This is a genomic window from Fluviispira sanaruensis, assembly GCF_004295685.1.
In the GTDB taxonomy this organism is placed as follows: domain Bacteria; phylum Bdellovibrionota_B; class Oligoflexia; order Silvanigrellales; family Silvanigrellaceae; genus Silvanigrella; species Silvanigrella sanaruensis.
Genome location: NZ_AP019368.1, coordinates 258,831 through 285,171, shown reverse-complemented (window position 1 = coordinate 285,171; position 26,341 = coordinate 258,831). Strand labels below are relative to the sequence as shown.

The window sequence follows — 26,341 nt, the reverse complement described above, 5'->3', positions numbered from 1 at the left end:
AAATGAAATATAAACTCCCTCTCGAAAGAAAATTAGAAGTTAAATCCTCTTTGGAACCTTTTTTTCAAAAAGTTCGCGGTCCAATTGTTCCTGGCGCTTTCCGCATGCAAAAATTGCTAACGGATTGGTTAACTAAGGGTATACTCAATATTCCTTCAATTTTGGTTACTGGTAGCAATGGTAAAGGAACGACTTGTTCTTTTATAGAGTCAATTCTTAGAGAACATGATTTGAAAACCGGCTTATATACCTCACCACACCTTATACATCCTAATGAACGGATACGTATAAATGGTGAGCCCATTTCTGAATCTATTCTCGAAGAAAATATTGATATTATAATAGAAGCTACAAAAAAATACCTGCCAAATGCAAGTTTTTTTGAAATCTCTACTGCGACAGCTCTGCTCATATTTTTAAAACAAAATGTTGATTTTCTTGTTTGTGAAGTTGGGCTTGGCGGCAAATATGATAGCACGAATGCAATTGCTCCAATTGCAAGTGCTATCACTAATGTAAGTCTTGAGCATATCGATTATTTAGGAGATACTTTCTATAAAATCGCATATGACAAATCTCATGTTTCACGAAGAAATAAGCCCTTTATTATTGGAGAAATAAATTCAGAAGCCAGACAAGGCCTGTATGAAGCCTGCAATATTATTGGATCAAATATTATTGAATCTGGTTCCAATTTAAATCAAAAATATGAAAATATTCTTAATTATTTTAAAGAATCTAAAGACACTACAGTCTTTAATTTTCCAAAAATGAATATTAAAAATTTGCGTTTATCACTATCAATTATAAATGAATTAGAGAATACTGATAATATAAAATACAAATTTTTAGAAGATAAAATAAGCAAGGCTATTTCTAAAACATATTGGCCAGGGCGTTTTGATATTCGCATGATTAACAATCGTAAAGTCATATTTGATGCATCACACAATCCAGATGGATTTGATTATTTTACAAAGCAATATCTGCAATCTCAATTTAAAGATGATAAATGCGTCCTTGTTTTTGCTAGCTTAAATGATAAAAACTGGAAAAAGTCTTTAGAAATTATGCCAAAAATATCGAAAAATATTATTTTCACTCAAATCCCTTCAGAAAGATCTGAATCTATAGACCATTTTTCTCAGTATATTGAAAATTCAAAGTTGGAAAACTATAAATTTGCGCTTTCTCCTCAGGGAGATATAACATGTCAGTACTTTTATAATTTGGATTCTGCTTTAGAAAATGCCATGAATCAATTTGCAGAACTCCCGCTTGTAATTACAGGTTCAATTGCTTTTATTGGAACAGTCATGCAACGATTTGGATTATCCATTTTTAGAGGAAATGAGTGAAAAATATACTCTTAAGATTCTTGTTTGTTTTTTTATCAATTCTGCATTTAAAAACACACTCGCAATCACAAAGTGATACTCTGCAAATACCAAATCTAATATATTACGATGCCAATAATATAATAATTAATAAAAATTCTCAAAGTATAACCCTGAATGATGATGCTACATTTCTTATTGGAAATAGTTATTTATCCGCAAAAAAAATCATCTTTCAAAAAAATATTGGGCTTATTACAGCCAATGGTGATGTAAAACTGATAAATAGTAAGCAAAAAATAACTGCCTCAAATATAATAATAGATATTAACACCAAACAAATGCGAATGGATAATGCAAAAATATATTCAGATCCTTCACTTACAGAATTAAATGTAAGCGAAGAAACTCTAGGTTTTAGCAAAGCAGAAATTGCTTTCGATTTAGCTAAAAATACAAGAAAAAAAGAGTTGGAAAATGAATTAAAAGCAATGCGCGAAGAATATATTAACTTAAAAAATTTATATTCTATAAAAGGAAATAAATCTGAAGATATTGCGAATAAAATGAACGACATCTTGAAGCATTATAGTCGTCTTTTAGCGCGACTCACACGAACGCAATATCAACCAAATGCAATTTTAGCTTCACTGCCAGAAAAAGTTCGTGATAAGCTTATCGAAAGAAGGGCGGCAGTTGAAAAATTTAACAGAGAAAATCCTGAAATTTCCAGTAAGATAACAAACTTTACTTCTATTAAAGGCTATGTAAAAATAGCCGCCTCCCAAATTATTCAAAAGGATCAAGATACTTTTATTCTTAATAATGCAATTATAACTCCCTGTAAATGCAGTGATTTAAATGAGCCTCCTGTCTATGGTTTTAGTTCACAAAATGCAACTATTGAGCTGAACGAATATATTACTATGCGTGATGTTTCTGTAGATTTATTATCCATCCCTATTTTTTATTCGCCTTGGTTAAAGTTTCCAATAAAGAGTAAAAGAGAAACGGGATTCTTACTCCCAAGTGGATATATGAGTAATAATGCAGGACAAGAAATCTCTTTACCTTATTTTATCACTCTTGGACCACATGCGGATAGCACTTTGACATATGAGTATTTTAGTCAGAGGGGATCGCAGTTTTCTGGTGAATTTAGACTCCGTCTTGAAGAAAATAGCACATTAAAAACTGAAGGTAAATTTATAAAAGATAAGCTCAACCAATCAAACTGGCAAAGCAATCAGTCTAATATTGCGGCATCCCAAATAGCAGGTGCCACTGCTATAAATGATCGAATTACAAATCAAAGATACAATAGTTATTTGGGCACTAATACGGAAAATAGATGGTTTTCAAATAATTCAATAAATATTCCTATTGAACAATCTTTTTCCTTGAAGGGCAATGCCCAATTAATTAGCGATAATAGCTATATATCCGATTTTTCAGATAACAATATAAATATAAATCCCTTAGCTTCCGTGTATGGAGACACTTCTCCTGCTTCAAGAAGATTTTTAAATCAAGAAATTGATGCAGAGTATTATGGTAATAATTTTGTCCTCTCTATTCGAGGTCAAGGATTAAAAGATTTATTTGCTGACTCACAAGCAAACACTCCCCTTCGACTGCCACGAGTTGAATTTCATCTTTTGCCAGATCGTTACTTTAAGTTACCTTTTTCTTTTAGCAATGAAACTTCTTGGGAAAATGTGGATAGAATAAATGGGACAAATTTTATTTCGATGAATCAGAATAGCTCTTCTCCTCAAGGGACAAGTGTTTTTTATGAACCAAATGCAGATAAGAGTATTACAGATCCTTATGCGAGCGGCTACCGCCTCAATACGTCTTCTAAAATTATATTACCATTAAAATCTAACGATTACATAAATGCAAATATTTCAGTCAAAGGGACAGGTACACAGTATTATTTTCCAAAATCAACTCCGTATAATTCAAGCCAACCATTTTTATCTTATCTTCAATATGGATCACATGTAGAAATTCCTATTTATGCCAATCTAAAAAATGCATACTTAGATTCAAAAAATATTTCTATTACACAAAATTTTAAGCCCTATGCAGATTTTTCTTATATCCCTAACGTAACAATGAGCTCTAATTTTCCTACAACTTATCAGCTTTGGTATGCAGAAGATAATGTATTGAGTAACGCTACATTGACTCTAGGAGTAGAGACTTCATGGACAATAAAAAAAGAAAATTATAAATTATCAAAAGCACCTATTGCCCGCATTCCTGAAAGGCTGGATATAGGCGTTGGTAATATTCAATTTTTTTATGAAAGTATTAAAGATAAAAATTTAAATTTGCCTCCTGACACAAAAGAGATTTTTCAATTTACTTCAGAAGCTGAAGCTGCAAAAGTCTTCGATCTTTGGGCAAAAAAAGAATTAAATGACTATTCAGATAAAGTCAGCTCAAATGAATTAAAACAAAACTATATCTGGCCAGAAGGCAATTTCTATCAAAAAGAAACTCTCTGGACAATGACGCCTTTGACCTTGTCAATTGCAACAGGCTACAACCTTCTTGCAGAAAGAACAGCTGAAGAAGCAAATCAAAATGCTGGAAGCTCTGTTGTTTCTATCCCTGTACAGAAATACACAGATATCATTGCGACAGGAAAAGTTAATTTATCTCCTTTCGTCCCCATTGATGCCTCCCTCACAACCTCATTTAGTCAGTATTACCAAAGAATAAATTCTTTGGGTTTTTCATCTAACGCAAACTTTCCCTTTGGACTCAAACTTTCTTATTCGAATAATCAACAATTTGTGCTTGATCCCAATAATACAGATAATTTTATTAAGAAAACTCAAGAGTCTTATGGAATAACTTATTTACCATTCAATTGGTTAAAATTAAATTATGAATGGGCTCAAAATACAGACCCTTCTGCCCCAGCAGGTACTGATTTTTCAAACGGTCGTAATTATGCTTCGACCAAGAATTTATCTTTATTAAATATTCAGGATTGTCTCGATTTAATATTTGCTATAAACAAACCAGCAGGAGTTCCAGAAAGCAGTCCTACTTATGTAATATCGATGAATTTAAAGATCTTCGGCTATGAAAAAAAATTCGACAAATCTGATTGGTAAAGACTCAAAATAGCTCTTACAAGCCTTTTTCTAGGAAAAGCTTTACAACAATATCCGCTTATGCTAACCAAAATGACGTGTGTTCTGGCCGTAGCTCAGCTGGATAGAGCATCGGATTTCTAATCCGATGGTCGCGTGTTCGAATCGCGCCGGCCAGGCCACACAAAAATTTCCTACCCACTGATTTCTGAAGAAATTAGGCAAATATTACTCAATTCATAAAAGAATTCTTCCGATATAAGCAATGTAATCAGCTTATACTGGAGGAATTTTTTGAGTGCTTTTTTCAAAAAAACGAAAAAATAAACTGACTTCCCAAAAAAAGCTTAGAACTTCCATTTTACAGTCACACACAGTTTTATATATATCTAAAACAACTGGAAGAACTCATATTTATAGAATTCCTGGATTCTTCCCCCCTTTGTTTTTTATCCTCTCAGCCATGATTATAACAGTCGCAATTGCGATGACTGTGAATTACTTATCCGTTAGAAAAATTGCTCTGGAGCTCGCACAGGCTCGGGATGATAGCAGAGGCTTGCAAAGCGAAGTCGATGCACTGAACTCCCGTATTCACAGTATCCAAGAGTCAGTAAATCAAGTTACTAATTACTCAGAGAAAATCAAAAAAGTAACCACAAGAACCGATGACCGAAAACCAAACAAAAATAAAACGCAAAATAATCCAACAGAGCAGAATGGAATAGGTCCATTGACAAGAGAAGAATTCGCCCTGAGGAATAAAATCACAGGCTTAAAAATAGAAAGCTTAGAACTCAAGTCTTTGTTTGACATTGTGCAAGAATCAGAACTCAAAACGACTAAACAACTAAATGATTTAAAAAGATTTTTAGTTGAAGCACAAAAAAATGCTTTAAAGCTTCAATCTATCCCTGATATTTCACCTGTGCGCGGCAGACTCACCTCTATCTTTGGCTGGAGAACAAGCCCTATCTCAGGCCAAGCACGCATTCACTATGGAATCGATGTTGCTGCGCCAGCTGGCTCACCTATATATGCAACGGCAAATGGAGTGGTTACAAAGGTCAATCGCACGGAAGATTATGGGAAATTCATTGAAATTCAACATGAAAGAAAAATGATAACGCGTTACGCTCACACAAGTGCAATTTATGTAAAAGAAGGGGCAAAAGTAAAAAAAGGCGATATAATTGCTGCTGTAGGAAATACGGGGCATAGTACAGGTCCACATGTTCATTATGAAATAGAAGTGAGCGGTAAACGTTATGACCCTGAAAACTTCATTGTTATCTGGTAGGAATTAAAACTCCGTAGAAATAGATGCACGCAACCCATAATTTCCTTCTGGGGATGTGAATTCTCCTTTCGAGTCTCGAATTTTCCATGCCTGACCCACAAACCAATAACCCGCATCGAGGCCAAATGTCACACGGTCAAGAGTCGTATAACGATAAGACATATCAATTTCTACGCCAAGATCATGGTCATAGCCAACGCACAACTTATTAACAGATGAAGTTGCACTTGGTTCGTTAGTGCATTTATTATTTGCTTGTGTCAGATCGTTTAATTTATTGAGCATAGCCCAAACCACGGTTGGACCAAATGCACCAATACTAGGGGATTCATAGGTATAATCCAAACGCAAGAAAGTTGTATTGGTTATTGCACCACCTGGCATACCGTTGACTGCAGGCATAGTGTTGTTAAACATTAAAAACGAAGGTTGAATATTTGAATTCATTACAGCCGCAGTGATATCGCTTCCCGTTGTCGAAGTGTAAAATTGATTGGAACCACCGCTTGCATATCCAGCCCATAGACCTAAGACATGGGATTCTTCACGATCCGCAGTGCCTATTAATTTTTGTGACTTTTCAATGGCTGCTATTGATGAGTTTTCATTACCACCAATTTGATATTTCATTTTCAAAAGAGCTGCAATTGCACTTTGCATAGTTTGGGGAAGGGTTGTTCGCGCTGCGTTGATTAAAGAAGCAACTGAGTCTCCACCTAAGTTCTGATAATTCAAGCTTTGTGTCGTACCGCTTGGGTACAAAACCTCTGCCCCGAGAAAAAATTTAGATAAATAAAACTTTGTATATACATCTAAAATATTCAGTGAAGTATTTGAATTATTATGCGAGAACTTGGAATAAGTTATACCAACTTCTTGGCTCACGCCTGAACTAGCGACGTCTGAGGTGTCTGATTTTAAGCGCGCTTCTATCGTATAAGCATTGGCATCCCCATCATTTGATGTCCCTCCGCTTAATTCACCATATTTATCAATATAAATTGCAACGTCAAAGGCATTAAAGTCTGTATAAAGCGAAATAGAGTCGGTTGTTGTCGGCAGTGAGCTATAAGGTGACCATTCCGCATTGCGCCAAATACCTAAACCCCAATTGCGAGGCATACGACCAGCACTGAATAATCCTACTGCTGTTTGATAACTGAAGTAGGCTTGGGTCAAGGTCGGAACATCCGTATTTTGTGAGTAAGCAGTTGTTCCATTGACAGAATTTGAAAAGGGAAAAAATGAATAAGCATTTGTTTTATCATCACTTGCATGAGCTGTTGCTTGCGCGTTCTGCCCCAATAATGTGCTTGGGCCTGGATAATTATTATAAGCATATTCAAGACCCAAAAAAAGTGAAAAATTATCCGTTGGGCGCGCTTCAAATAACAACCCGATAGGCACACGAAACGCTGAGTAAGTAGATTGCTTAGGAGGAGTGTTATAAGTTGCTTGCCCAACGACACCCGCATGGCCACTCACCATAAGTGAAGTGGACGCTCTTGCGTTATAATGTGCGAAAAATAGGGGGGTTGCGGTAAATATAAGGGTAAAATTTAATAACTTTTTAATCATACATTTGTCTTGAATTCTTTTAATCATTTACTTCTCCAAAACGAATTCACTGAGAAAACAATGCCATCGGGGGCAAACCATAGCATGTAAAAATTGAAAATGCAGTTTTTTAACGATAAAAGAACTCAGGTTTACAAATTAGATACCGCAACAATGAGGTTCAGTAAATGAAACAAAAATCTACGCGCAATAACAAAAGAAAAGGAATTCCAATCAAAGTAATCACAGGGATATTTATAGTATTCTTTTTCATATTAATTGCAGTATTTATGATTATTCCTGCATATTTTGACAAATCTCCTTTGGGAAAACTTTTTCAAAATTCACCTGCACCCTGGGCAATTACTGAAGAAGAAAAAAAGAATTTTAATTATACTGATAAACAATTGTTAGGAAGAAATGCATTTATTGAATACTGCGCAAACTGTCATGGACCAAGCGGTAAAGGTGATGGCCCTCTCTCGGTTACCTTAAGAAAGAGAGCTCCTAATTTTATCGATCCCTCTACCAAATATATTAATGGTTTTAGCAAAGAAAGTTTATTAAAAACTATAGAGAAAGGCATACCAAAAAGTGAAATGCCTGAATTTTATTTTCTACCAAGTGAAACAAAAGAAAACATTATAGAGTTTCTTTTACATTTGCATGAAAATGCAAATTTATACTAGAATGTATCATCAAATTTTTGCCTACGTGTACACCAAAAATGAAAATTTCATCATTTTTCGCGAAGGCACCCTAATTACTTATATTTGAAAACAGAAATAAATATCCATTATTTTCAATATCATTTTTCATATTTAATCGTTCATTCCAATATTAATATTTTTAGATAAAGAAATATCGCTATTAATTTTAAATGATTTTCCATTTAAGTCATAAGTAAATCTCTTAAATCCAAAGAATAATTTATCTGGAACTATATTCATATCTCTCAAAGTAAAGTATGTATTTTTTTAATTGTATGATTGATACCATTAACTTTAAAATCATCAATTTCTGTAGTTAAGTTATCTAAAAACAATTGATCGAAAGATTGGATATCATGTTGTATATTTATAGGAAAATAAATTATATCATTAAGATTACGATTTTTATGTGTTGATTCTGCTTGCTCCGGCAATTTTGCTCCATTTTCTAATTCAATTTGCGTTGAAATAGTCAGCGAAGGCAATACAGAATTAAGTTCTATCAATTCTGTTAATTTAACAAAATACTCCTTAGCATCCATCTGATCTTTTTTAAGCGAATATCCAGAAACAGCTCCATCCACTCCTTGAGATTTTAACTCTTTTTGAATATTTTCAAATAAAGTATTTAGTTGATCTTTATAGTAAGGATCTTTCGCATTCTCAAAAGTGACTTGAATAGGATCTGTATATAATAAGTTATGTTTAAAATTCATTTTATCCATGAAATCATAAAATGAATTTTAAACATTGGTATTTTTTATAATATTCGGATTTACTTTAGGGTTACGTAAGTACTCCCATATCAATTTATGAACAGAATTGGCAAAACATGTATTTCCCAAATTCACAGTTCCTAATGCCTCTGAAAAAAGTGGTTTGTTAATTACTATATTGCTATTATTATTGAATTTCCTAGAGTTATCACAACCTATTAAAAATAAAAAAAAAGAAAGCTGCGCCCCAGGATTTTAAATTTCAATTTTTACCTATAAATGAAATACTTATTATTGATAATTATTATTACACTCTCTAAATAAAATCATATTTTAATTTATGTGCTTCAATAACCCTTAATTTTTTCATGCGCTTTCTTTCTTTAGGATCATTTTCAAAATCTTTGATATCTAATATAATATTTTCTTCAAAGAAGCTTTTTTTATTCCATCTATCAGGCAGCATTATCCCATCTAAATGATCGTATTCATGCTGAAAACAAACGCTTGCATAAAGATGTGTTGATTTAACTGAAAATTTTTCACCAAATTCATTTTGTGCATGAATTTCTACATTTAAAAAACGCTGAGTTTCAAATGATTCTACATTAGGAAAAGAAAGACAACCCTCCCAATTCACTTTTATTGGTTCAGTCATTTCGACAAGCTCTGGATTGACAAAAACCATTGGAAAACTTGCAGGGATTTCTTTGTTATCTTTATCAAATACTTTAAAGCTATTTTCCTTATTTTCAAATTTATCACTTTCAAAGACGGCTTTAAAATCTACAACAAAAAAACGTTTTGCAATTCCTACCTGAGGAGCAGCAAGTCCACCGCCATCAAATTCATACATTGTCGCTATAAAGTTCTTTAAGAATAAGCGAAAATTATCAGAAAAATTTGTAATAGGCGTCCCTTTTTTACGTAAAAGAACATGAGGATAGTGTAAAACTTTGAATAACGACATGGAAAATATCTCCAACATAAAGACTAGACATTCCTTCCAAAGAAGAGAAAAGAGCCAAAACTTCAAACCCGTTAGACCACCAAATGCAAAGACTTTCAACCAAAATAGAATGAAAAGACTTTTTAATAACTTTAATCTCTGCTAATATCTTTGATCGACGAACGGGACACACTCAAGCTGGTGCATGGTGCACTGGGACTCTCGGATTGGCCGTGAGGATAAACATCAATAAAATATCCCCTCATATATCCCGATTTTGAGCGGAATATTTATGTTTTTTAAGGTTATTTCATGTTCAAAATTACAGAAAAGTCCGTCAAAATTGGCGACGACCAAATCCACATTGAAACAGGTCGAATTGCTCGCCAAGCTGGCGGAGCTGTTCTTATCACTTGCGGTGGTACGCAAGTTCTTGTCTCCGCAACTGCAGCAAAACAGGCGCAGGCAACGGCTTCATTCTTCCCTTTATCAGTAGATTATATTGAAAAGTTTTATTCTGCTGGGCGTATTCCAGGTGGGTATATTAAGAGAGAAACAAGACCATCTGACCGTGAAATCCTAACAAGCCGTCTGATTGACCGCCCTATTCGGCCTCTTTTTCCAGAAACTTATCTTGTTGAAACACAGGTTATTGCCACCGTTGTCTCCCTCGATCCTAAAGTTTCCCCAGCACAACTCGCTATTCTCGGCGCAAGCTGCGCTCTGCATATATCAGACATCCCTTTTGCGGGACCAGTGGCAGGAGTGCGCGTTGGTTATAAAAATGGTAAATACTTAATTAACCCACCTGAAGCTGAACTGCCAGAAAGCGATCTCGACCTTGTTGTTGCTGGTACAAGTGAAGCCATTTTAATGGTTGAAGCCGCAGTAAACTTCCTCTCAGAAGAACAAGTTCTTGAAGCAATCGAAATCGGTCACAAAGAAATTAAAAAACTTTGTGCTGTACAAGAAGAAATCCGTTCAATTTGCGGAAAAGAGAAAAGAGCTGTGCCAAGCGCGCCAGAAAATGCTGATATGAAAGCAACTCTCGCTAAAAAATATGCAAAACCACTCCGTGATGCATACGCCATTGCAGGAAAAGCTGAACGTAAAAGCGAAATAGACAAAATCAAGCAAGAAGCAAAAGCCTCTCTTGTTGAAGAAGGCAATGCTGAATCTGAAAAAGCATTTAGTTACCTTTTCGAAATGCAAGAATATAAAACTTTGCGCACAAGTATTATTAAAGACAACAGACGTGTTGATGGGCGTTCAACAAAAGACATTCGTAATATCGATTGTCAAACAAGCGTTTTAAAAAGAACGCATGGTTCTGCTCTCTTTACCCGTGGTGAAACACAATCCCTCGGCGTTGTTACCTTAGGTACCAGCGATGATGCACAAAGAAGTGAATCCATCATGAATGTTCTAGAAGAAAAAACTTTCATGCTCCATTACAATATGCCGGGTTATTCCGTAGGTGAGGTCAAACGCTTAGGCTCTCCAGCTCGCCGTGAAGTGGGACATGGAAACTTAGCAGAAAGAGCACTTAAAGCAGCACTTCCTGCACGCAATCGCTTTCCATATTCTATTCGCATTGTTTCCGAAATCACAGAAAGCAATGGTTCGAGCTCAATGGCATCCGTTTGTTCAGGCACTCTTTCCATGCTCGACGCTGGTGTTCCTTTAAAAGAGCCAATTGCAGGTATTGCGATGGGACTTATTTTAGAAGGTAAAGAGTTTGCAATCCTTTCTGATATTTTAGGTGATGAAGACCACCTAGGAGATATGGATTTTAAAGTTGCTGGAAGTAAATCAGGAATCACAGCTTTGCAAATGGATATTAAAATCGAAGGAATTTCAATGGAAATTCTTAGACAAGCTCTTGCGCAAGCTAAAGAAGGCCGTACACATATTCTTGACAGAATGCTCCACACAATTGCGCGTCCAAACGATTTAAGTCAATTGGCACCACGCATTGAACAGATTAAAATTAAGCCTGAAAGAGTGCGTGATCTTATTGGCCCAGGTGGTAAAAATATCAAGAAAATCGTTGCTGACACAGGTTGTAAACTTGAAGTCAACGATGAAGGCATCGTGAGCGTTGCTTCGACCGATGGAACTGCAGCGGCAAAAGCTAAACGCATGATAAACTATCTAACCACGGATCCAGAAATTGGCGAAATCTATCTCGGTATTGTCAAGAAAACGGCTGATTTCGGCGCATTTGTTGAAATTAAACCTGGAATTGAAGGCCTTGTGCATATTTCACAATTGGCTGCAACACGAGTCAATAAAACCGAAGAAGTCGTTAAAGAAGGCGATGAAATCATGGTTAAAGTTATCGAACTCGATAGAACAGGCCGGATTAAATTGAGCCGTAAAGATGCCATTGGCAAAACTCCATCAAATGAAGGAACGCGTCCTTGGGTTTTATAATTCCTAAATAGGGCAGTTTTTTCAGCCTCTTAACTCTGTTTCTCTGCACTTAAGCCTTTAAAGTTATTTACCGAAAAGTCTTAATAAATGCTAAGGACAGAGTTTTTTTATGCAAAAAATCTTAATCATTTTTATTTCTATTCTATTTATCTCAATACCATTCAACCCTAAATCTTATGCAGAAGGTTTTAGTGCTAATTGGGTTGATATTATGATCCTCCACAATGGTAAATATAGAGTTATTATTAAATACACTAATGTTCAAATTGGTGAATATAGAGAAGCCTATGTCGATTTTGAATCGAAAAAAGAGGCCATAGAAGTTTTTCAAAAACTCGCCCTTGGAGCAGATTTCTACTGGGGCGACAGAAAAACAATTCATTTCCATAAAACTCCAGACAAACCAAAACCGTATTAAATTTTTAAATTAAATTTTTTTAAATCCTGCACATATGAAATTATAATCTTCGCAATATAATCTGAATATTCAGTGAGATGAGCATGATGACCCTGAGTCAAATGCAATTCAGTCATATTTTCACACATTGGTAAAAAATTATATGCATTTTGCAGAGGGAAAACCTGATCATTTCGCCCGTGAATAATACACACTGGTTGAGATATTTTTTGTGAATAAAAACTCTCTTCTTTGAAAAAGTTCATTATAAGCTCAGTTTGCATCTTTTCTAATTCTTTAGAAATATTTAACACATCACTCGACAAGTAGGAATTGTTTAAAACTTCAAGTTCAATATTTTTACCATACATAAGATTTATATATGCTGGACTTTCAGAATCTTCATTATTTAGGATCTGATAAACATCACTATTTGACACAACTCTCTTTTGTCCACCTGGCGAAGTATTATTAAAAATAACTGCTTTTGGCATAGGGTAATTGTGTAAAGAAAGATAAGATCGAACAACATATCACTCCCATTGAGTGACCGATATTTGGATAATTAAAACAAATCACCGTAAAATATTTCGATAAATTCTCAATAAAATTCTTGTTCCAACGATTTATACTCGATTTAAAACCTGTAAATAAAATAATTTTTTCCGTGCGCTCTGCAAGTTGAAAATATTCAAATACGCAGTTCTTTTTCTTTATAATCTTGTACATTACTTTTTCCTATGAATCTTAAAGAAGTTCTCCTTAACGATGAGAGTAAAGTTATATAAAACTTAGGGAGAGTTCTCAAATAATGAAGAATACTTTATTTCTGGAAGATTTCCCGCAAAAGTTAGATTACGACGCCTAACAAAAGAGGGAAACATGTTGAGGCTTATGATAGATAATAGCTCCAATGTGGTCGAGGCTAGTATCATTGCTAAAAGAATTTAAAATTCATTTTTCAAATAGAATTAGGACTTTTTAAGGAAGGCGATTTTTGGAAGCTACAAACTGGAGCACCATCGAGAGCGCTTCCAACTGAGTTTGGCTCACATTCAACAATTTTAATAAATTTAATCACTGGCCAAAAATAGAAGTTGGGCGCAAATTATTATAAAAAATTCGAGGAAAATTAGATGATGAATGGAATTTTATAGATTCAACAAAAGTTAATACTCACCAGCTATCTGTAAAATCAAAATGCAAAAAGGAAGAATGTATTGCTCTAGCTGTTTGAGGTAATTCAAGTAAAATACAACTGATTGCAGACTCACAAGGAAATCCTATAAATTCTATTTTTAGTGAAAGACAAGATCACGATAGAAGAATAGGAAAGCAATTCATCAAATCGATGTTTAGTAGAAAATCTATTTGTTAGATTAAAACAGTTTAGAAGCATTACCACCCATTTCGATAAATGAAAAATAACTTTGCTTCAATGATTTACAAAATGTATTGTATCGTTTTGGAAAAAATTTAAAATACATCATGCTTATATTTATTTTAAAAAAAATTGCAATAAAGTTGAGAAAAAAAATTATATGTAGTAGGACAAATATTAATGAACTTTCATTTTCAGCTCTTTCGTAGCTGAAGTCATGTTAATTTTTTCAATACATTTTTTAAAAATTGAAGCTATTGCTTCAGTCTTTATAGTGCTTTTTATATTTTTTTTATGCGAATTATGAATCATAAGGAGATTCAATGAACAAACAAAAATTATTTTTCTATTTCATTTTTATGATATCATTTTTATTACATGAAAGATACTCTATTGCTGAAGAAGTAAAAGTTATTTGTTCAGATAAAAATCAGAATTGGGAGTTACTTGATAAAGGAAATACTAAAGTACAAGGTAAATGGCAATCAATGCCCATAGACGAAAATCATTATTTTGTTCATTTTGTAATTGAAAATGACATTTCTCAAGTCACAGCATTGAAAGAAAAATGTATAGAGGAATTTGGAAAAGAATTTTATTATGCACAACCCTTTAGCGGAATTTGGACTCCATTTTCAACAAATAACTGCCAATTGCTTGATGGACACATTACATTATTACAAGAAGAAGAGCCCGAGCATTCATTTTTACACTTCGGATAATTTTTTTTAATATCTAAAATTTATTAATTATTTGTCAAATAAATATAATATTATATTTTGGAAAAACAGTTTCTCCTTTTACAACATTCTTATTGAAAAGAGACTTTAACTAAACGGTTTTAGACTTCATTTAAATTTCTTGCCCCTTCTTCCAGATCCTCTGCAATACTTGATGCCTGTTGTGAAACTACACTATTTTTTCCGATGCGTATTTAACTTCGGCAATTGCCTTTGTTATATCGGAAACTCCTTGTGTTTGTTCTTTAGAAGCTACTGCAATTTCATTTACAGTAAAAGGAACATGATTTTTAATTATTCGATAGTTGAGAGAGTTTGTTCAATCTTTCTGATACCTCCCTAGTTTTACCTAAAACCTCATTAGCACCCAAAAGATAACGTTTAAATTTTTGAGAAATAAAAATTGCAGGAATTCCAATTGCAGAAGCAAACTGAAGTTCTGTCATGCCACCTTCCAGTTTTTTTTTTAATTTCTTAACCACACTATCTTCAGCATTTATTAAATGAATAATCTCTGGAATATTTTCAATTGCCTGACATTTTAGAAGAAATTACTATTTTTATTTTTCTGAAATATTTCTTCCCATAAAATCTCATCAATTGAATTACAAACTTTCAAATGTAATATTTGCAATAAATGGAGGATTGACAGGTCGTGAAAATTGAAATTTTCTTAATTTTACTTCTAAGCAATTTCTGACAATCTCTTGCGATTTTCCATAAACACCAAAAGTAATATCATTTTTTTCAAAATCTACTGAATTCGACCTTTTCTTAGTATTTTTTATTTTTATCACACCATTTAAAACCATAAGAGGATCTTGAATCTCTTGTTCAGATACGCAAGAAACAAGCTCTTGAGAGGAATATGTTTTTAATTCTGCTAAATATTTGTCTTGAATACGCTTAATCCTATCATTCCCAATGAGTTCAATTTTTAGATTAATCGTTCCGATAATTCTATCCTTTTTCATTATTTCACTTGTATATGCATTATAAACACGCTTTGCCAGAAAGAGTTTGCGAACATCTATTATTTCATAGTTTCTTTTAAAATAAATTAAGTAGTTTTCTTTTGAAGTTCTGTCTGTATTTTTTTTAATTTCTGAACTACCCAGAAAATAAACTGCGTCAGGATCTCGTTTATTATTCAAATTAATTTCAATTACTTTTGTAATTGCTCTTTCTTTTATATTTGCTAAAGTATAATATGAATCATTCAAGCTAAAATAATTTTTTGTAATTCTAATTTTTTTCAATAAATCATATGTATTAAAATTATTTAACTTTTTGTTTTCTGAAATAACATTCATTGATTGCAGCGTCCAGTTGCCTTCTGGAAAATAAAATTTTTGTGGCACAAACTTTTCATCTTTACATTTAAGCGACGTGTGATTGAGTTTCATAAGAAACGAATATTGTATTGGCTCTGTTTTATTGACCCAGATAAAGCGCAGAGTCCCTTTTACTTCGCATGGTATATCCAAAATTAGCCCTAAATAATATGTTTTAGAAGACTTAAGATAATTTCCAGAACTCTGTAAAGGTGGAAAGGAAAGATTTGCCACTTGAAATCCAGAGAAATTTTTATGAAAAGTTCTCCCTAGTTTTTTGATATATTCACGTATTGGATCAATATAAATAACATCATCATCTATTATATCAAATAAAGTCTTTTTTTCCAAAGTTTTATTAATAAAATATATTTTTGTTTCAGCAGAAAGAGAAGGGAAGGGAGAGATATTATTTTTCCCTACTATGAATTGAATTTTTTGATCAACTTTACTTGTAAATGGATCAGAATAAGGAATATCAATTTGAGTAAATCCATTGGTTCCATTTTTCATTTCTGCACTTACTCCAATGAACTCATACTTCCCCTCTGGAAGTTTAATAAGTTTTGCTGAATAAACGGTTTTTATAAGATTTTTATTCGTGAGAATAAATTGCTTTTGATTTTTCAACGGAAGGTCTAAACTTGAATAAATATATTTATTTTGACTTATTTCTCTGAAATTTAAACGTATAGAGCGAATAGTCAGATTAAGATTCGTGCTGCTCCCTTCACCTAAAGAAAATGTCCACGCAACTGGAAACCAAATATATCCATGATCCTGCGCATATAAGATATTAGAATAGAAAATAAAGATAACATAGGTTAAAAATGAAATTACCTTTATCATATTTTCTCTTGCAGTCTGTAAGTTTTATTTATAAAATATTTTTTTACTTTGGAGAATACCGTGTTAAAAAAAATGTTGCTGCTCTCAAGCCAAGTTCTCCTAAGAGAAAATTCTGAGTTTATTATTTGCCCAGCTTTTATAGAAATCTCTGGTATTCATATTACCAAGGTTAAAAAACACACATTAAAATCTTATCAAGAACATAAGGAAAAAGAAAAGAAAAACACAGATCACGAAATCCATGATTTTGGCGATCGTTTGATTTCACCCTCTTTTGTTAATTGCCATACCCATATCGCAATGTGCTTCTTTAGAGCAATATTAAGTAATAGATGTCAAACAAAAAACTTAGTCGAAGACTTATTCTTTAAAGCAGAATCGCACTTAACAGCATCAGATGTACATGCTTTTGCTCGCATGGGCGCATATGAAAATATTTTAAATGGCAATGCTCTTATATGGGATCATTATTACCATGGAAACTCTGTTGCCCAAGCTTGCTTAGAGACAGGTATTAGTGCCGTTATTTCCCCAACTTTACAAGATCTGTCAGGACCTGGTGTAGAACTTTGCGAACACTCTTTTCAAGAGACACTCGCAATAAGTGAAAATTCCCAGTATTCAAATGCTGGAATATTTTCTGCATTTGGCCCCCATGCCACGGACTCTGTAAGTGAAAATTTATGGGCACGAATTCGTCAGGCAGCGCTCGCTCATAATCTCCCAATACATTCTCATGTTGCTCAATCATACGAAGAAGTGAAAAGAATTTATTCACGATATAAATTAACTCCAATTGGATTTCTGCACAAACTCAAAATTTTTGATGAAAATATAAATTCATTACTTGTTCATGGAATTTATTTAAATAAAAGCGATTTTAAAAAAATAGATGCACAAAACTGCGCACTTGTATTCTGCCCATTTTCCCAAATGATTTTCCAGTTTCCTGCAAATATTTTAGAATGGGAAAAACATGACACACAATGGTTTATTGGCACAGATTGTGTCGCAAGCAATGACTCTATGAATGTTCAAAAAGAGTTGCGCTTTGTGGGAGGCTTTCCTTCTTTAAATAATACATTTTGCAAATATACAAATATTCTTAACAAAAAATTTGGCAAAGAAAATAATTTATTTATAAAAAATCGTATGAGAACAAAAATTTTAGAAGATAAATTTTCAAACACAAATTTCTTATTAAAAAAGGTTCTAAATGGTCCAGGAAATTTTCACCCGCGTTTTCAAGCAGGCTCTATTGAGAATAATACTTTAGCCAATATCACTGTATGGGAAACTAACCATCCTTGTTTTTGGCCACCATCGGATCTATTAAGGTCGTTAAGCATGGGGGACACCACGGGAGCAATACACAATATGTGTATTAATGGAACATGGCATGGCAAAAATGGTGAGTTCACCCAAAGCATTCTTGAAAGCCACAAATATAAAGAGTCCTTAAAAGAAGCAAATGAAAGACTCAGGCTATTGATAAAAAAAATTTAATCCCAAATTTAAAATAATCCCAGTTTCTCGACTTGAAGATTTTTTTTCACTAGGATATAGCTCAGCTCACTCTATCTTGGGGAATCGTCTAATGGCAGGACGACGGGTTCTGACTCCGTTAGTCTAGGTTCGAGTCCTAGTTCCCCAGCCACTCATAAACAAATAATTTATAATTTTTTATAAATTCCGTTGAGTTCATTAAATGCCTTTAAATAAAATTAATAGAATCTTTCTAAAAACTGCTAACAGAAATTTTTTAAACTGTGCTATTATAGTGATAAATTGTGAAAAGATTTCCAATCAGCTTTTAGCTTGAATAGGGCAAATATTATGAATAAGAAATCTCAAACAGATACAGCACCTTTAACTTCCCAAACTCAAAATGAGCTTATTCAGTTACTTTTAAAGAAAAATCAGGAGAATAAGCAAAAAGAACTTTTAAAAAAGCTTTTAAAAATAAATTCTGAAAAAAAGGCTAAATATAGCAACTGTCAATCATGATTTTCTAGAAGATTGCATAATTTTTACTGAGCAGAGCAAACTATTTAATGATGTAAAAATAAAATTCAATTTTATCATATATTCTATTTGTTCAATTTTTTTTAATAATTACACAGGATTTATTGCTTTTTGTGAAATAACCCCTGTTATTTCACTCATATTATTTTTAAACTCATCTGGATTTCTAATATTTTTTAATATTATTGGTTTGTCATTAGCTGTCAATACGTGAACGTTTCCTGCACCAAATAACCTCTGAAATATTCTTTGAGATATCTCAAAATCATTGATTTTTTGGATAGGAATTTCTCTCTTTTTCTTTGAAAAAAGCCCCTCTTCAATATATAATCTTTGATTCGTAAGAGAATAATTTTTTGCACGAATAACTAAAACTTTATAAATAAAAGGTAACCAGCCTATTATTAAAAATGATAACAAAAAAGAATCTTTTGAAGCAAGACTTGCTAAACCAAAGATAGTCAGAAAAATTCCGAAAATAATTTGGGAAATATTCTCCAACCAATGAATATTTGCTTTTAACTTTAATTTTTCATTTTCTCTTAATTTTAAAGTCATTGAACCCTCCTCAGTTAAATACTTATAAACTTACTGCCAATAGAATTTATTATTGATTTTTTATTTAATAATGTAAAGCATTTATAGAAAAAATGTTAAGCACGATTGATTATTGATTTTTTAAAAAATTAATTTAAATTTTAAGTAATTAATGTAAATTAATTGACAGATTTTAATAATGAAACTATTTTTGAACAAAAGTAAACAAGGAGGAAAAGTGCGTTATTTAAATCTTGCAATTAATGAGCTCGATCTTTATCTTGACTATACAGTTTTTTCTATAATGGCAATTTATGTATTATCAAGTAATAGTTTAGAAATTGGCATTATGGGAGCCTGCTTTACGGCACCTTAGATCATATTTAGTAAAACAATTGGCAAAGCTGCAGACAAAATCGAAACTCATAAAATTCGGACAGTAAGTTTTGCATTCATGTTGATAGCCATGATCCTGTCACTGTATATTGCAAATATATTTTTTCTTTGCTCAATTGTCTTTTTAAAGAATATAGGCCGATTTGGCAATTCAGTTACAGTCTCTAAAATGTTATTGCCTACAGAAACTTCTGCTCAATTTTATGAAAAATATGGTTATATTGTTAACTCAAGTCGCATATGCATGCCGATCCTTTCTATATTATTATATAATAATATTGGGCTATCTTCCTTACTCTATCTATCCGTTTTTTTAAATTTAATTGGATTATATACATTCATAAGAATGAATGTCGTGGAAAAATCGCCACAACTTGCAAAAGCTGATTGCACAAAAAGCACCGGTGTAGAAACAAAAATCAGCAACGATAGGCTTTTATTGTTTGCTATTACATGCTTTGTTTTATCTTCACTTTCCCTCTACCTCAGCAATGATCTTATTTCCTTTTTATTTATGAGTTTTGGCGCTTCCGAGACCAGCATAGGTTTACTCATGAACTCAATTTCTTTTTTTCTCTTCGGTTATGCGACTCAAAGTTGGCTCATATCACCCGTTTTCGCCTTTTACGTAGCAATAGGTTTCACGGGATTAGCATCTGGAATTTTAAGCCTGAGTTTCAAAACCATTTTGCAAGATCGCATTCCATTTGCTCAGATTGGCAGAGTATCAGCTACTATTCAATCCATTGCAGCCATCGTTGCAACAACTCTTCCTTTTCTGGGTGGTGCTCTGGCAAAGTTTACAAATATCCAAATGCCATTTAAAGTGAGTTTTTTATTCTTCGCAATTGTGTTTTTTTTCACGACTTTCATTATTATTTTTTATAAAAATTTATTGATACCTAAAACTCAAGTCATAAAAACTTATTGATTAAATGTTTTTTGAAATTAAATTCGAGGAATAATCATTCATAGATTAAAATTGTTCTTAAAAAATTTTTATAGGGAATATTTCAAATATTTTTTAGTACTATTTTCGCAGGAGAAAATTATCTTATAAAGAAATATTTTTTTCTAGAAATTCTCGAATGCCCAATTCACTCCCTTCAAAATGGGGTAGGGGAATATCTGAAATTTTTTCTATACTCATCCAAGAAAGATCTATAAACTTATCTGGTTCCATAACTTTTAACTGACCCTTAAAGCAATTACAATATAAAATGATAGAGATATTATGCACGCCTTCATCTTTAAATGTTTCTATATTATTAGTAACACAAAAAAAGTCTGCATTTTCGATTTGTAAATTTGTTTCCTCAAAAATTTCTCTTTTTGCACACTCTAAGAATCCTTCACCAGCTTCAAGCATACCTCCTGGAATTGAATAAAATCCATTGCCATGCTTACCAATTCTTTTTCCTATCAGTATTTTCTGATCTTTTTCTATTATAACTCCAATACCTACACCTGGTTTCATATTACACTCCTGTTTTTATGAAAACTTATTGAAAATTTAATACTATCGCTGCTTAGAAAAATCAATATTACTACTTCTCATATTTTTATTACGGAAAAAATATTCATTTTAAAATTTGTAAATTAAATATTTTGCACGTATAAGATATTTGTAATTTAATATGGAGGCTCATATGTTTATAAGATCGAATAAGTTCAATTATTTAGTAACATGCTTATCTATTGTAACAATTACTTCATGTCAAACTCACAAGAATGTTTCAGAAATGTCACAAGAAAAAAACAATCTTGCGTCAAAAAATAAAATTATACTTTATGTTTGGGATGGATTGCGCCCTGATGTATTAACCGATCCAAAAGCTAAAGATCTTATCCCGAACTTAATTCAATTAGCTAAAAATGGTGTTGAATTTAAAAATAATCATTCATCTTATCCAACATTCACAATGCTTAATGCCCAAGTTTTTGCTACAGGGAGCAACGCTGGAAAAAGTGGATTTTACGGGAATACACTTTATTATCCTTGGCGCGCACTCAATAAAAATATTAAAGAACAAGCGCGCGATGCTAGCGGTGCAGATATCACAAATTCTTTTTTAGAGCCTTTTTTTACACAAGACTATAAAATATTACAAAGTATAGATCAGCCACAAGCTGAAGAACCCCTTATTCAAGTCACCACTCTTATGCAAGAAGCACAAAGAAATGGTCTTGTCACAGCCGTTGTCGGGAAATCTGGTTCCGCATTTATTCAAGATTATAAAGCGCAAGGATTTATTCTTGATGAAAAACATGCATGGCCTCTAGCATTTGCAAAAGAACTGCAAGAAAAAAATATTAGTTTACCAAAGTACACTGCAAATGCGTATGAACCTGGACAAATCATTCTCGCAGAAAACAATGGGAATCCTATCAAAAGTGATAAATTTCACTATTTAGGCGACGAAAATGAAGGCACCGATCCTATAAAAGGTAACAAATCACCTTATAATTCCCAAAATGATTATATGTCCAACGTTTTTATCAATAATATTATCCCCGAAAAAAACCCAGATTTAAGCGTTTTATGGTTGAGAAATCCTGACTCCACTGAGCACGCATATGGACCAGGCTCAAGTGCATATTATGACGCATTATCTGCCAATGATAAAATACTAGGAAAGCTTGTTGCAAAACTTAAAGAGCTTAATCTAGATAAAATGACAAATATTATTATCGTTTCAGACCATTCACATAGTAATATCTTAGCAACAAAAAGAAATGATACAAATGGTTTTCCTCAACTTATGTATGATCTTCACCAGATAATAAGTGATGAAAATGGAAATCATAAAATCGGCCCAGCCACAAAAGCTGAGAAATCTCTTTCAAAAATAAATAACGAAAAAATATTAATTACAAATGGCATTTCTGTCTCAGGCACTATACGAACTGCTGACCTCATAACTAAAGCAAAATTAAAAACAAAAGATGGCTATTTAATTGCAGCATACGACGGAGGTGATTGCAGTTTTAATGCTGGATTATCTGGAATAAGAAAATCAGATGGACAAATTCATACTTCATCTCCCGGCTACAATAAGCCTGATGCAATTTGTAAAGACAAATCTGGAAAAAATTTAGCTTTTACTTCTCCAGCATATCCTGTACCGAGTGATCTTTCTAACTCTGATAAGGTTGAAAAAATCGTGATTGCTCCCAATGGAGGTACAGATTATATTTATCTACCTAATCACAATCCAGAAGTTCTGAAAGAACTGACTCGCTTTTTTCAAAGACGCCAAGAATACAGCGCTATTTTTGTTGATGACCTGAGATATCGCTTAGGATCTCAGTTTCCCCAAGGAGCATTACCTCTTTCCTATGTAAAATTAGCAAATACTTCTGGAAGAAATCCAGATATAATCGTGAGTCTAACAAGCAATGCCAACGTGGTTGTCAATGGATTAAAAGGTACAGAATTCGATTCTACTGATGGTGAATGGCAAAGAGGAAATCATGGTTCCTTTGGAAAAATAGATATTCATAATACTTTATTAGCTATTGGACCCGATTTTAAAGAAAAAATATCAATTGATTTACCTACTGGAAATGTTGACGTGGCGCCAACAATTGCGACTCTATTAGGCTTGAAGTTAGGGCAGACCGATGGTAGACCACTATTAGAAGCACTTAAAAATTCAAATGTGAGTGAAAGTAATATCAAAGTAACAAGTATGAATTTAACATCTTCTGCTGTTTGCGATCTAGAGATATATCATCCAACAACTCATCCATTTGATTTCCATTCCGAAGTCAAAAATAGTTTTATCGACGCAGAAGTGAACAGCTATTATACGGATTTAAATGTTAAGATTTTAACCACCCACGATGGGAACCGTTATGTGTATTTCGATGAAGCATCTGCAAAAAGACTAAATGGCTGCCCAAAAGTAAGCTTCACTGAATTTGATTTAGATAATAAATCCAAAGTTGCATTATCTGAGTGAAAAATTATTCGCTGCAGATAAATATTCCACTTTTAGATTGTTTAAAAACTCTTCTACTGATAATTCTTTTTTAATTAAATGCACAGATTGTCCACACCATAAGGATAAATAATCGCTCTTATTTTTCTTTTGAGAAAGAGAGCGAATTTCTTTTGTCATGTGATTTTGAATTGGAAATGGAAGTGCCTTCATTTGCGCTGAATTTAATTCCGTTACAAATTTGTTACATATTCCTCGCGCTTTTTTCCCTGAGATCTTCTCTGTTACAATTGTATTATGTGCATATGAATTCAATAATGCTTTCTTATATGCACCCACAGCAGAGCTCTCACGTGTCAGTAAAAATCCTGTCCCAATTTGCACTGCTGTTGCGCCTAAAATCCTGGCAGCCAATATTCCTTTACCAGTCGCTATTCCCCCTGCTGCAATAATTGGAATTCTAATATTTTCTGAAACTTCTTGTAATAAAGAGAAAAGTCCTATTTCATCATTCATTTTTAAAAAAGCACTTCTATGCCCACCAGACTCTATTCCTTGCACCACAAGCGCATCGAGCCCGATATTTTCAACTGCTTTTGCTTCTTCAATATTCGTACAACTCCCAACAAGGTATATATTATTATTTCTTAACTTTTCTATCCACTTTTCTTTAGGTAAACCAAAAGTAAAACTCACTAATTTTACTCCTTGTTTAATAATAATATCTATTTTCTTATCATTCTCTTCATTTACTGCAAAATTTAATTTTTTTTGCGCCGGAATTTTTAATTTTTTTTCAATTTTAGTTATAATTTCTGGTTTTTTATAATCAGCTGCCTTTTTATTATCTAACATAAATAAGTTTACGCCAAATAATCCATTAGCCGCATGTTTAACTTCAATTATTTGCTTTTCCAGTACTTCAGCAGAAAGATAACCCGCAGCTAAAAACCCTATGCAATTATTTTTTATGACTGCCGAAACAAGTGGAGGCAAAGACAACCCCCCAGCCATTGGTCCTTGAATTACAGGAATTTTGATTTTGTATTGCAAATTAAATTCATGACTGAGGAATTTTGGCATTGCAGATTTCATACTTATTTTCCTTTTTATTGCATAAAAGAAAATATTAGAATGCGCCTATATTATAATCAAGTTTTATAAAAGGGTGTCTTTTTTATATATAAAACAAAAATCCCCAGTTTATCATAAACTGGGGATTTTAATTGGAGCGGGAAAAGGGACTCGAACCCTCGACCCTCGCCATGGCAAGGCGATGCTCTAGCCAACTGAGCTACTCCCGCACCTGAGAGTGTTTTTTTATCTACAGAAAGAGACCAAGAGAGTCAAGAGATTTCACAGAAAAAAATCTAAAGAAACAATTTGAACGCATAAACTATTGATTATTAACGGAAAACTGAACCTTCCAGCGATTGCGCAATTCAAAGGCCTGCATATTTTGAGAATCCGCCTGAAGCTGAGATGACTTTCCTGCATAAGAAAAAGGTGTCTCAAGCGTGGCTTTGGTCTGCGCTTCATACAAGATAGGCCATTCTGTTTGTTTTCGACTCATTTTTCCTTCTATTTGTTTAAAATATTCTTCTTGGATTTTCCAATAGGCCAAACTTTTTTCGAATAAAAATCCCAACCTATTGAATAGAGCTTGAACATTGCAATCCGAGGCATAGCGCAGAATTTTCTCAAGATCTGGAGAAATTGTTATTTTTTTACAGAGCCTTACAAGTTCATGAAAGGGGGGACAATGAGCCGGTCGTTTCAGGCAATCCACAAGAGATTTTTCAAAATTTGAAGCCAATAATGGAAATTCAAGTTCACCATTATGCAAAAGATATGTTTCAAGCCCATGAGGTTCTGGACTTTGACACCAAAAATAATAAACCCCTTCAAACTTAAAAGAATTAAACTTTGTTGGACTTACGATAAAAATTGTATCATTTTCTTTTGGAGTTTCTTTTGCATGAAGTTGCAGAGCAGAGTGAAAACCAACATAACAATAAGGCGTAAGTTTGGATGCTATAGCAAAGGGTGAACTTTTCTCACGTTCTGGTCGCTCGCCAATTTTAGAAACTCGGTAGAGTCCTTGTCGAATGGGAAAAATATATCCTCGTGTTGCAAGTTCGCTCAATCGTTTACGTAAGGTATTGCCAGTGGTTTTTAATTTTTCTCGGGCTTCTTCAATAGTGAAGATTTGTCCTTGTTTAAAATGTTCATAAATTCTTGGTAACTTCATGCATAATTCTCCAAATAGGCACTTATTTTTTTTATAAAGTACCAAATAAAGGATACTTTTGGGAGTTTAGCACGCATGTTACTTAACATTAGAAATAGGTGTTAATATGTTGACGGTAAAGAATTGGCGGAATTTTTGGATTCGATATTTATTAGGGAGTTTAATTTTTTTCGTCCCGTTTTTTGTTATCTCGATAATATTTTCATCTGGTTTTGTTTATTTAGGTGAAAATACATTTTCATTATTTTTAATAGTGATAAAAAGCCATCCAATACTTGTAGCATCCATTTTATTAAAGATCTTATTTATCTCATGGATAATCTGTCTAGGACTTCAATTTATAACATCATCATTTAAATATAAATACAA

Annotated in this window: 24 protein-coding genes and 3 tRNA genes; 14 read left to right on the top strand and 13 right to left on the bottom strand. The window is 33.1% G+C overall.

The features are described 5' to 3' along the window. Positions 1 to 2: 2 nt before the first annotated feature. The 4 genes from EZS29_RS01210 to EZS29_RS01195 all read left to right on the top strand — a co-directional run bounded on the left by EZS29_RS01210 (position 3) and on the right by EZS29_RS01195 (position 5,750). On the top strand, positions 3 to 1,358 hold the full coding sequence (locus EZS29_RS01210; protein ID WP_130605732.1) for a bifunctional folylpolyglutamate synthase/dihydrofolate synthase: 1,356 nt from the start codon (positions 3 to 5) through the stop codon (positions 1,356 to 1,358). Continuing rightward, complete coding sequence (locus EZS29_RS01205) at positions 1,355 to 4,471, top strand: LPS-assembly protein LptD (protein WP_130605730.1); 3,117 nt, start codon at positions 1,355 to 1,357, stop codon at positions 4,469 to 4,471. The genes EZS29_RS01210 and EZS29_RS01205 overlap by 4 nt, the downstream gene beginning before the upstream one ends. An 84-nt stretch (positions 4,472 to 4,555) precedes the next feature. After that, a tRNA-Arg gene (locus EZS29_RS01200) sits at positions 4,556 to 4,632 on the top strand. 116 nt (positions 4,633 to 4,748) lie between these two features. Continuing rightward, positions 4,749 to 5,750: a M23 family metallopeptidase gene (locus EZS29_RS01195; RefSeq protein WP_130605728.1), complete on the top strand. Its 1,002-nt coding sequence runs from the start codon at positions 4,749 to 4,751 to the stop codon at positions 5,748 to 5,750. Positions 5,751 to 5,753: 3 nt separating this feature from the next. Here EZS29_RS01195 and EZS29_RS01190 read toward each other — a convergent pair whose 3' ends face one another. After that, entirely contained in the window at positions 5,754 to 7,355 is a 1,602-nt protein-coding gene (locus tag EZS29_RS01190; protein WP_130605726.1) for a hypothetical protein, read from the bottom strand. A gap of 140 nt (positions 7,356 to 7,495) precedes the next feature. On the opposite strand from EZS29_RS01190, the gene EZS29_RS01185 reads away from it, so the two are divergent. Then, a complete protein-coding gene (locus EZS29_RS01185; protein WP_130605724.1) occupies positions 7,496 to 7,996 on the top strand; it encodes a c-type cytochrome in 501 nt (166 codons plus the stop codon). Between the two features lie 132 nt (positions 7,997 to 8,128). On the opposite strand, the gene EZS29_RS16170 is transcribed toward EZS29_RS01185, so the two are convergent. From EZS29_RS16170 to EZS29_RS01175, 3 genes are all read right to left on the bottom strand, one after another. After that, on the bottom strand, positions 8,129 to 8,257 hold the full coding sequence (locus EZS29_RS16170) for a hypothetical protein (RefSeq protein WP_281276291.1): 129 nt from the start codon (positions 8,255 to 8,257) through the stop codon (positions 8,129 to 8,131). 5 nt (positions 8,258 to 8,262) lie between these two features. Continuing rightward, complete coding sequence (locus EZS29_RS01180; protein ID WP_130605721.1) at positions 8,263 to 8,733, bottom strand: hypothetical protein; 471 nt, start codon at positions 8,731 to 8,733, stop codon at positions 8,263 to 8,265. Between the two features lie 316 nt (positions 8,734 to 9,049). Then, on the bottom strand, positions 9,050 to 9,703 hold the full coding sequence (locus tag EZS29_RS01175; RefSeq protein ID WP_172603708.1) for a peptide deformylase: 654 nt from the start codon (positions 9,701 to 9,703) through the stop codon (positions 9,050 to 9,052). 291 nt (positions 9,704 to 9,994) lie between these two features. Here EZS29_RS01175 and pnp point away from each other — a divergent pair, with 291 nt between their 5' ends. After that, positions 9,995 to 12,118: a polyribonucleotide nucleotidyltransferase gene (gene pnp, locus EZS29_RS01170; RefSeq protein WP_130605717.1), complete on the top strand. Its 2,124-nt coding sequence runs from the start codon at positions 9,995 to 9,997 to the stop codon at positions 12,116 to 12,118. A 109-nt stretch (positions 12,119 to 12,227) separates the two neighbouring features. Further along, the gene (locus EZS29_RS01165; RefSeq protein ID WP_130605715.1) at positions 12,228 to 12,536 is read left to right on the top strand and encodes a hypothetical protein; all 309 of its coding nucleotides are present in this window, start codon (positions 12,228 to 12,230) and stop codon (positions 12,534 to 12,536) included. On the opposite strand, the gene EZS29_RS01160 is transcribed toward EZS29_RS01165, so the two are convergent. Beyond that, positions 12,533 to 13,009: an alpha/beta hydrolase family protein gene (locus EZS29_RS01160; protein ID WP_130605714.1), complete on the bottom strand. Its 477-nt coding sequence runs from the start codon at positions 13,007 to 13,009 to the stop codon at positions 12,533 to 12,535. The genes EZS29_RS01165 and EZS29_RS01160 overlap by 4 nt on opposite strands. Further along, the gene (locus EZS29_RS01155) at positions 12,987 to 13,244 is read right to left on the bottom strand and encodes a hypothetical protein (RefSeq protein WP_130605711.1); all 258 of its coding nucleotides are present in this window, start codon (positions 13,242 to 13,244) and stop codon (positions 12,987 to 12,989) included. The genes EZS29_RS01160 and EZS29_RS01155 overlap by 23 nt, the downstream gene beginning before the upstream one ends. Before the next feature lie 975 nt (positions 13,245 to 14,219). Here EZS29_RS01155 and EZS29_RS01150 point away from each other — a divergent pair. Beyond that, the gene (locus tag EZS29_RS01150) at positions 14,220 to 14,618 is read left to right on the top strand and encodes a hypothetical protein (RefSeq protein ID WP_130605709.1); all 399 of its coding nucleotides are present in this window, start codon (positions 14,220 to 14,222) and stop codon (positions 14,616 to 14,618) included. Positions 14,619 to 14,926: 308 nt separating this feature from the next. Here the strand turns inward: EZS29_RS01150 and EZS29_RS01145 are convergent, their stop codons facing one another. After that, the gene (locus EZS29_RS01145; RefSeq protein WP_130605707.1) at positions 14,927 to 15,118 is read right to left on the bottom strand and encodes a hypothetical protein; all 192 of its coding nucleotides are present in this window, start codon (positions 15,116 to 15,118) and stop codon (positions 14,927 to 14,929) included. 123 nt (positions 15,119 to 15,241) lie between these two features. Next, the gene (locus EZS29_RS01140) at positions 15,242 to 16,819 is read right to left on the bottom strand and encodes a hypothetical protein (protein ID WP_130605705.1); all 1,578 of its coding nucleotides are present in this window, start codon (positions 16,817 to 16,819) and stop codon (positions 15,242 to 15,244) included. Positions 16,820 to 16,879: 60 nt separating this feature from the next. Between EZS29_RS01140 and EZS29_RS01135 the strand changes: the two genes are divergently transcribed. From EZS29_RS01135 to EZS29_RS15805, 3 genes are all read left to right on the top strand, one after another. Beyond that, a complete protein-coding gene (locus EZS29_RS01135) occupies positions 16,880 to 18,325 on the top strand; it encodes an amidohydrolase family protein (protein ID WP_130605703.1) in 1,446 nt (481 codons plus the stop codon). 77 nt (positions 18,326 to 18,402) lie between these two features. Continuing rightward, positions 18,403 to 18,476, top strand: a tRNA-Gln gene (locus tag EZS29_RS01130). Between the two features lie 179 nt (positions 18,477 to 18,655). Further along, on the top strand, positions 18,656 to 18,826 hold the full coding sequence (locus EZS29_RS15805; protein ID WP_172603707.1) for a hypothetical protein: 171 nt from the start codon (positions 18,656 to 18,658) through the stop codon (positions 18,824 to 18,826). Positions 18,827 to 18,934: 108 nt separating this feature from the next. Here EZS29_RS15805 and EZS29_RS01125 read toward each other — a convergent pair whose 3' ends face one another. Then, on the bottom strand, positions 18,935 to 19,402 hold the full coding sequence (locus tag EZS29_RS01125) for a PH domain-containing protein (protein WP_130605701.1): 468 nt from the start codon (positions 19,400 to 19,402) through the stop codon (positions 18,935 to 18,937). A gap of 217 nt (positions 19,403 to 19,619) precedes the next feature. Between EZS29_RS01125 and EZS29_RS15800 the strand changes: the two genes are divergently transcribed. Further along, complete coding sequence (locus tag EZS29_RS15800; protein WP_172603706.1) at positions 19,620 to 19,757, top strand: hypothetical protein; 138 nt, start codon at positions 19,620 to 19,622, stop codon at positions 19,755 to 19,757. Between the two features lie 78 nt (positions 19,758 to 19,835). Then, on the top strand, positions 19,836 to 20,708 hold the full coding sequence (locus EZS29_RS01120; RefSeq protein WP_130605699.1) for an MFS transporter: 873 nt from the start codon (positions 19,836 to 19,838) through the stop codon (positions 20,706 to 20,708). A gap of 123 nt (positions 20,709 to 20,831) precedes the next feature. Here the strand turns inward: EZS29_RS01120 and EZS29_RS01115 are convergent, their stop codons facing one another. Further along, on the bottom strand, positions 20,832 to 21,254 hold the full coding sequence (locus EZS29_RS01115) for a nucleotide triphosphate diphosphatase NUDT15 (protein WP_130605697.1): 423 nt from the start codon (positions 21,252 to 21,254) through the stop codon (positions 20,832 to 20,834). 172 nt (positions 21,255 to 21,426) lie between these two features. Here EZS29_RS01115 and EZS29_RS01110 point away from each other — a divergent pair, with 172 nt between their 5' ends. Further along, positions 21,427 to 23,742 (top strand): alkaline phosphatase family protein, encoded by a 2,316-nt coding sequence (locus EZS29_RS01110; RefSeq protein ID WP_172603705.1) that lies wholly within the window; start codon positions 21,427 to 21,429, stop codon positions 23,740 to 23,742. Here the strand turns inward: EZS29_RS01110 and EZS29_RS01105 are convergent. The 3 genes from EZS29_RS01105 to EZS29_RS01095 all read right to left on the bottom strand — a co-directional run bounded on the left by EZS29_RS01105 (position 23,731) and on the right by EZS29_RS01095 (position 25,972). Further along, positions 23,731 to 24,816: an NAD(P)H-dependent flavin oxidoreductase gene (locus EZS29_RS01105; RefSeq protein ID WP_130605693.1), complete on the bottom strand. Its 1,086-nt coding sequence runs from the start codon at positions 24,814 to 24,816 to the stop codon at positions 23,731 to 23,733. The genes EZS29_RS01110 and EZS29_RS01105 overlap by 12 nt on opposite strands. Before the next feature lie 132 nt (positions 24,817 to 24,948). Further along, a tRNA-Gly gene (locus EZS29_RS01100) sits at positions 24,949 to 25,025 on the bottom strand. A 92-nt stretch (positions 25,026 to 25,117) separates the two neighbouring features. Next, positions 25,118 to 25,972, bottom strand: coding sequence for a type IV toxin-antitoxin system AbiEi family antitoxin domain-containing protein (locus EZS29_RS01095; RefSeq protein WP_130605691.1), 855 nt, complete (start codon positions 25,970 to 25,972; stop codon positions 25,118 to 25,120). Between the last annotated feature and the right edge of the window lie 369 nt (positions 25,973 to 26,341).

Bases quoted from the DNA above. Each gene is read 5' to 3' on its own strand.
- EZS29_RS01210 (WP_130605732.1), top strand. From the start codon at position 3: ATGAAATATAAACTCCCTCTCGAAAGAAAATTAGAAGTTAAATCCTCT.
- EZS29_RS01190 (WP_130605726.1), bottom strand. From the start codon at position 7,355: ATGATTAAAAGAATTCAAGACAAATGTATGATTAAAAAGTTATTAAAT.
- EZS29_RS01185 (WP_130605724.1), top strand. From the start codon at position 7,496: ATGAAACAAAAATCTACGCGCAATAACAAAAGAAAAGGAATTCCAATC.
- EZS29_RS16170 (WP_281276291.1), bottom strand. From the start codon at position 8,257: ATGAATATAGTTCCAGATAAATTATTCTTTGGATTTAAGAGATTTACT.
- EZS29_RS01180 (WP_130605721.1), bottom strand. From the start codon at position 8,733: ATGAATTTTAAACATAACTTATTATATACAGATCCTATTCAAGTCACT.
- EZS29_RS01175 (WP_172603708.1), bottom strand. From the start codon at position 9,703: ATGTCGTTATTCAAAGTTTTACACTATCCTCATGTTCTTTTACGTAAA.
- pnp (WP_130605717.1), top strand. From the start codon at position 9,995: ATGTTCAAAATTACAGAAAAGTCCGTCAAAATTGGCGACGACCAAATC.
- EZS29_RS01165 (WP_130605715.1), top strand. From the start codon at position 12,228: ATGCAAAAAATCTTAATCATTTTTATTTCTATTCTATTTATCTCAATA.
- EZS29_RS01160 (WP_130605714.1), bottom strand. From the start codon at position 13,009: ATGCCAAAAGCAGTTATTTTTAATAATACTTCGCCAGGTGGACAAAAG.
- EZS29_RS01155 (WP_130605711.1), bottom strand. From the start codon at position 13,244: ATGTACAAGATTATAAAGAAAAAGAACTGCGTATTTGAATATTTTCAA.
- EZS29_RS01150 (WP_130605709.1), top strand. From the start codon at position 14,220: ATGAACAAACAAAAATTATTTTTCTATTTCATTTTTATGATATCATTT.
- EZS29_RS01140 (WP_130605705.1), bottom strand. From the start codon at position 16,819: ATGATAAAGGTAATTTCATTTTTAACCTATGTTATCTTTATTTTCTAT.
- EZS29_RS15805 (WP_172603707.1), top strand. From the start codon at position 18,656: ATGAATAAGAAATCTCAAACAGATACAGCACCTTTAACTTCCCAAACT.
- EZS29_RS01125 (WP_130605701.1), bottom strand. From the start codon at position 19,402: ATGACTTTAAAATTAAGAGAAAATGAAAAATTAAAGTTAAAAGCAAAT.
- EZS29_RS01120 (WP_130605699.1), top strand. From the start codon at position 19,836: ATGTTGATAGCCATGATCCTGTCACTGTATATTGCAAATATATTTTTT.
- EZS29_RS01115 (WP_130605697.1), bottom strand. From the start codon at position 21,254: ATGAAACCAGGTGTAGGTATTGGAGTTATAATAGAAAAAGATCAGAAA.
- EZS29_RS01110 (WP_172603705.1), top strand. From the start codon at position 21,427: ATGTTTATAAGATCGAATAAGTTCAATTATTTAGTAACATGCTTATCT.
- EZS29_RS01105 (WP_130605693.1), bottom strand. From the start codon at position 24,816: ATGAAATCTGCAATGCCAAAATTCCTCAGTCATGAATTTAATTTGCAA.
- EZS29_RS01095 (WP_130605691.1), bottom strand. From the start codon at position 25,972: ATGAAGTTACCAAGAATTTATGAACATTTTAAACAAGGACAAATCTTC.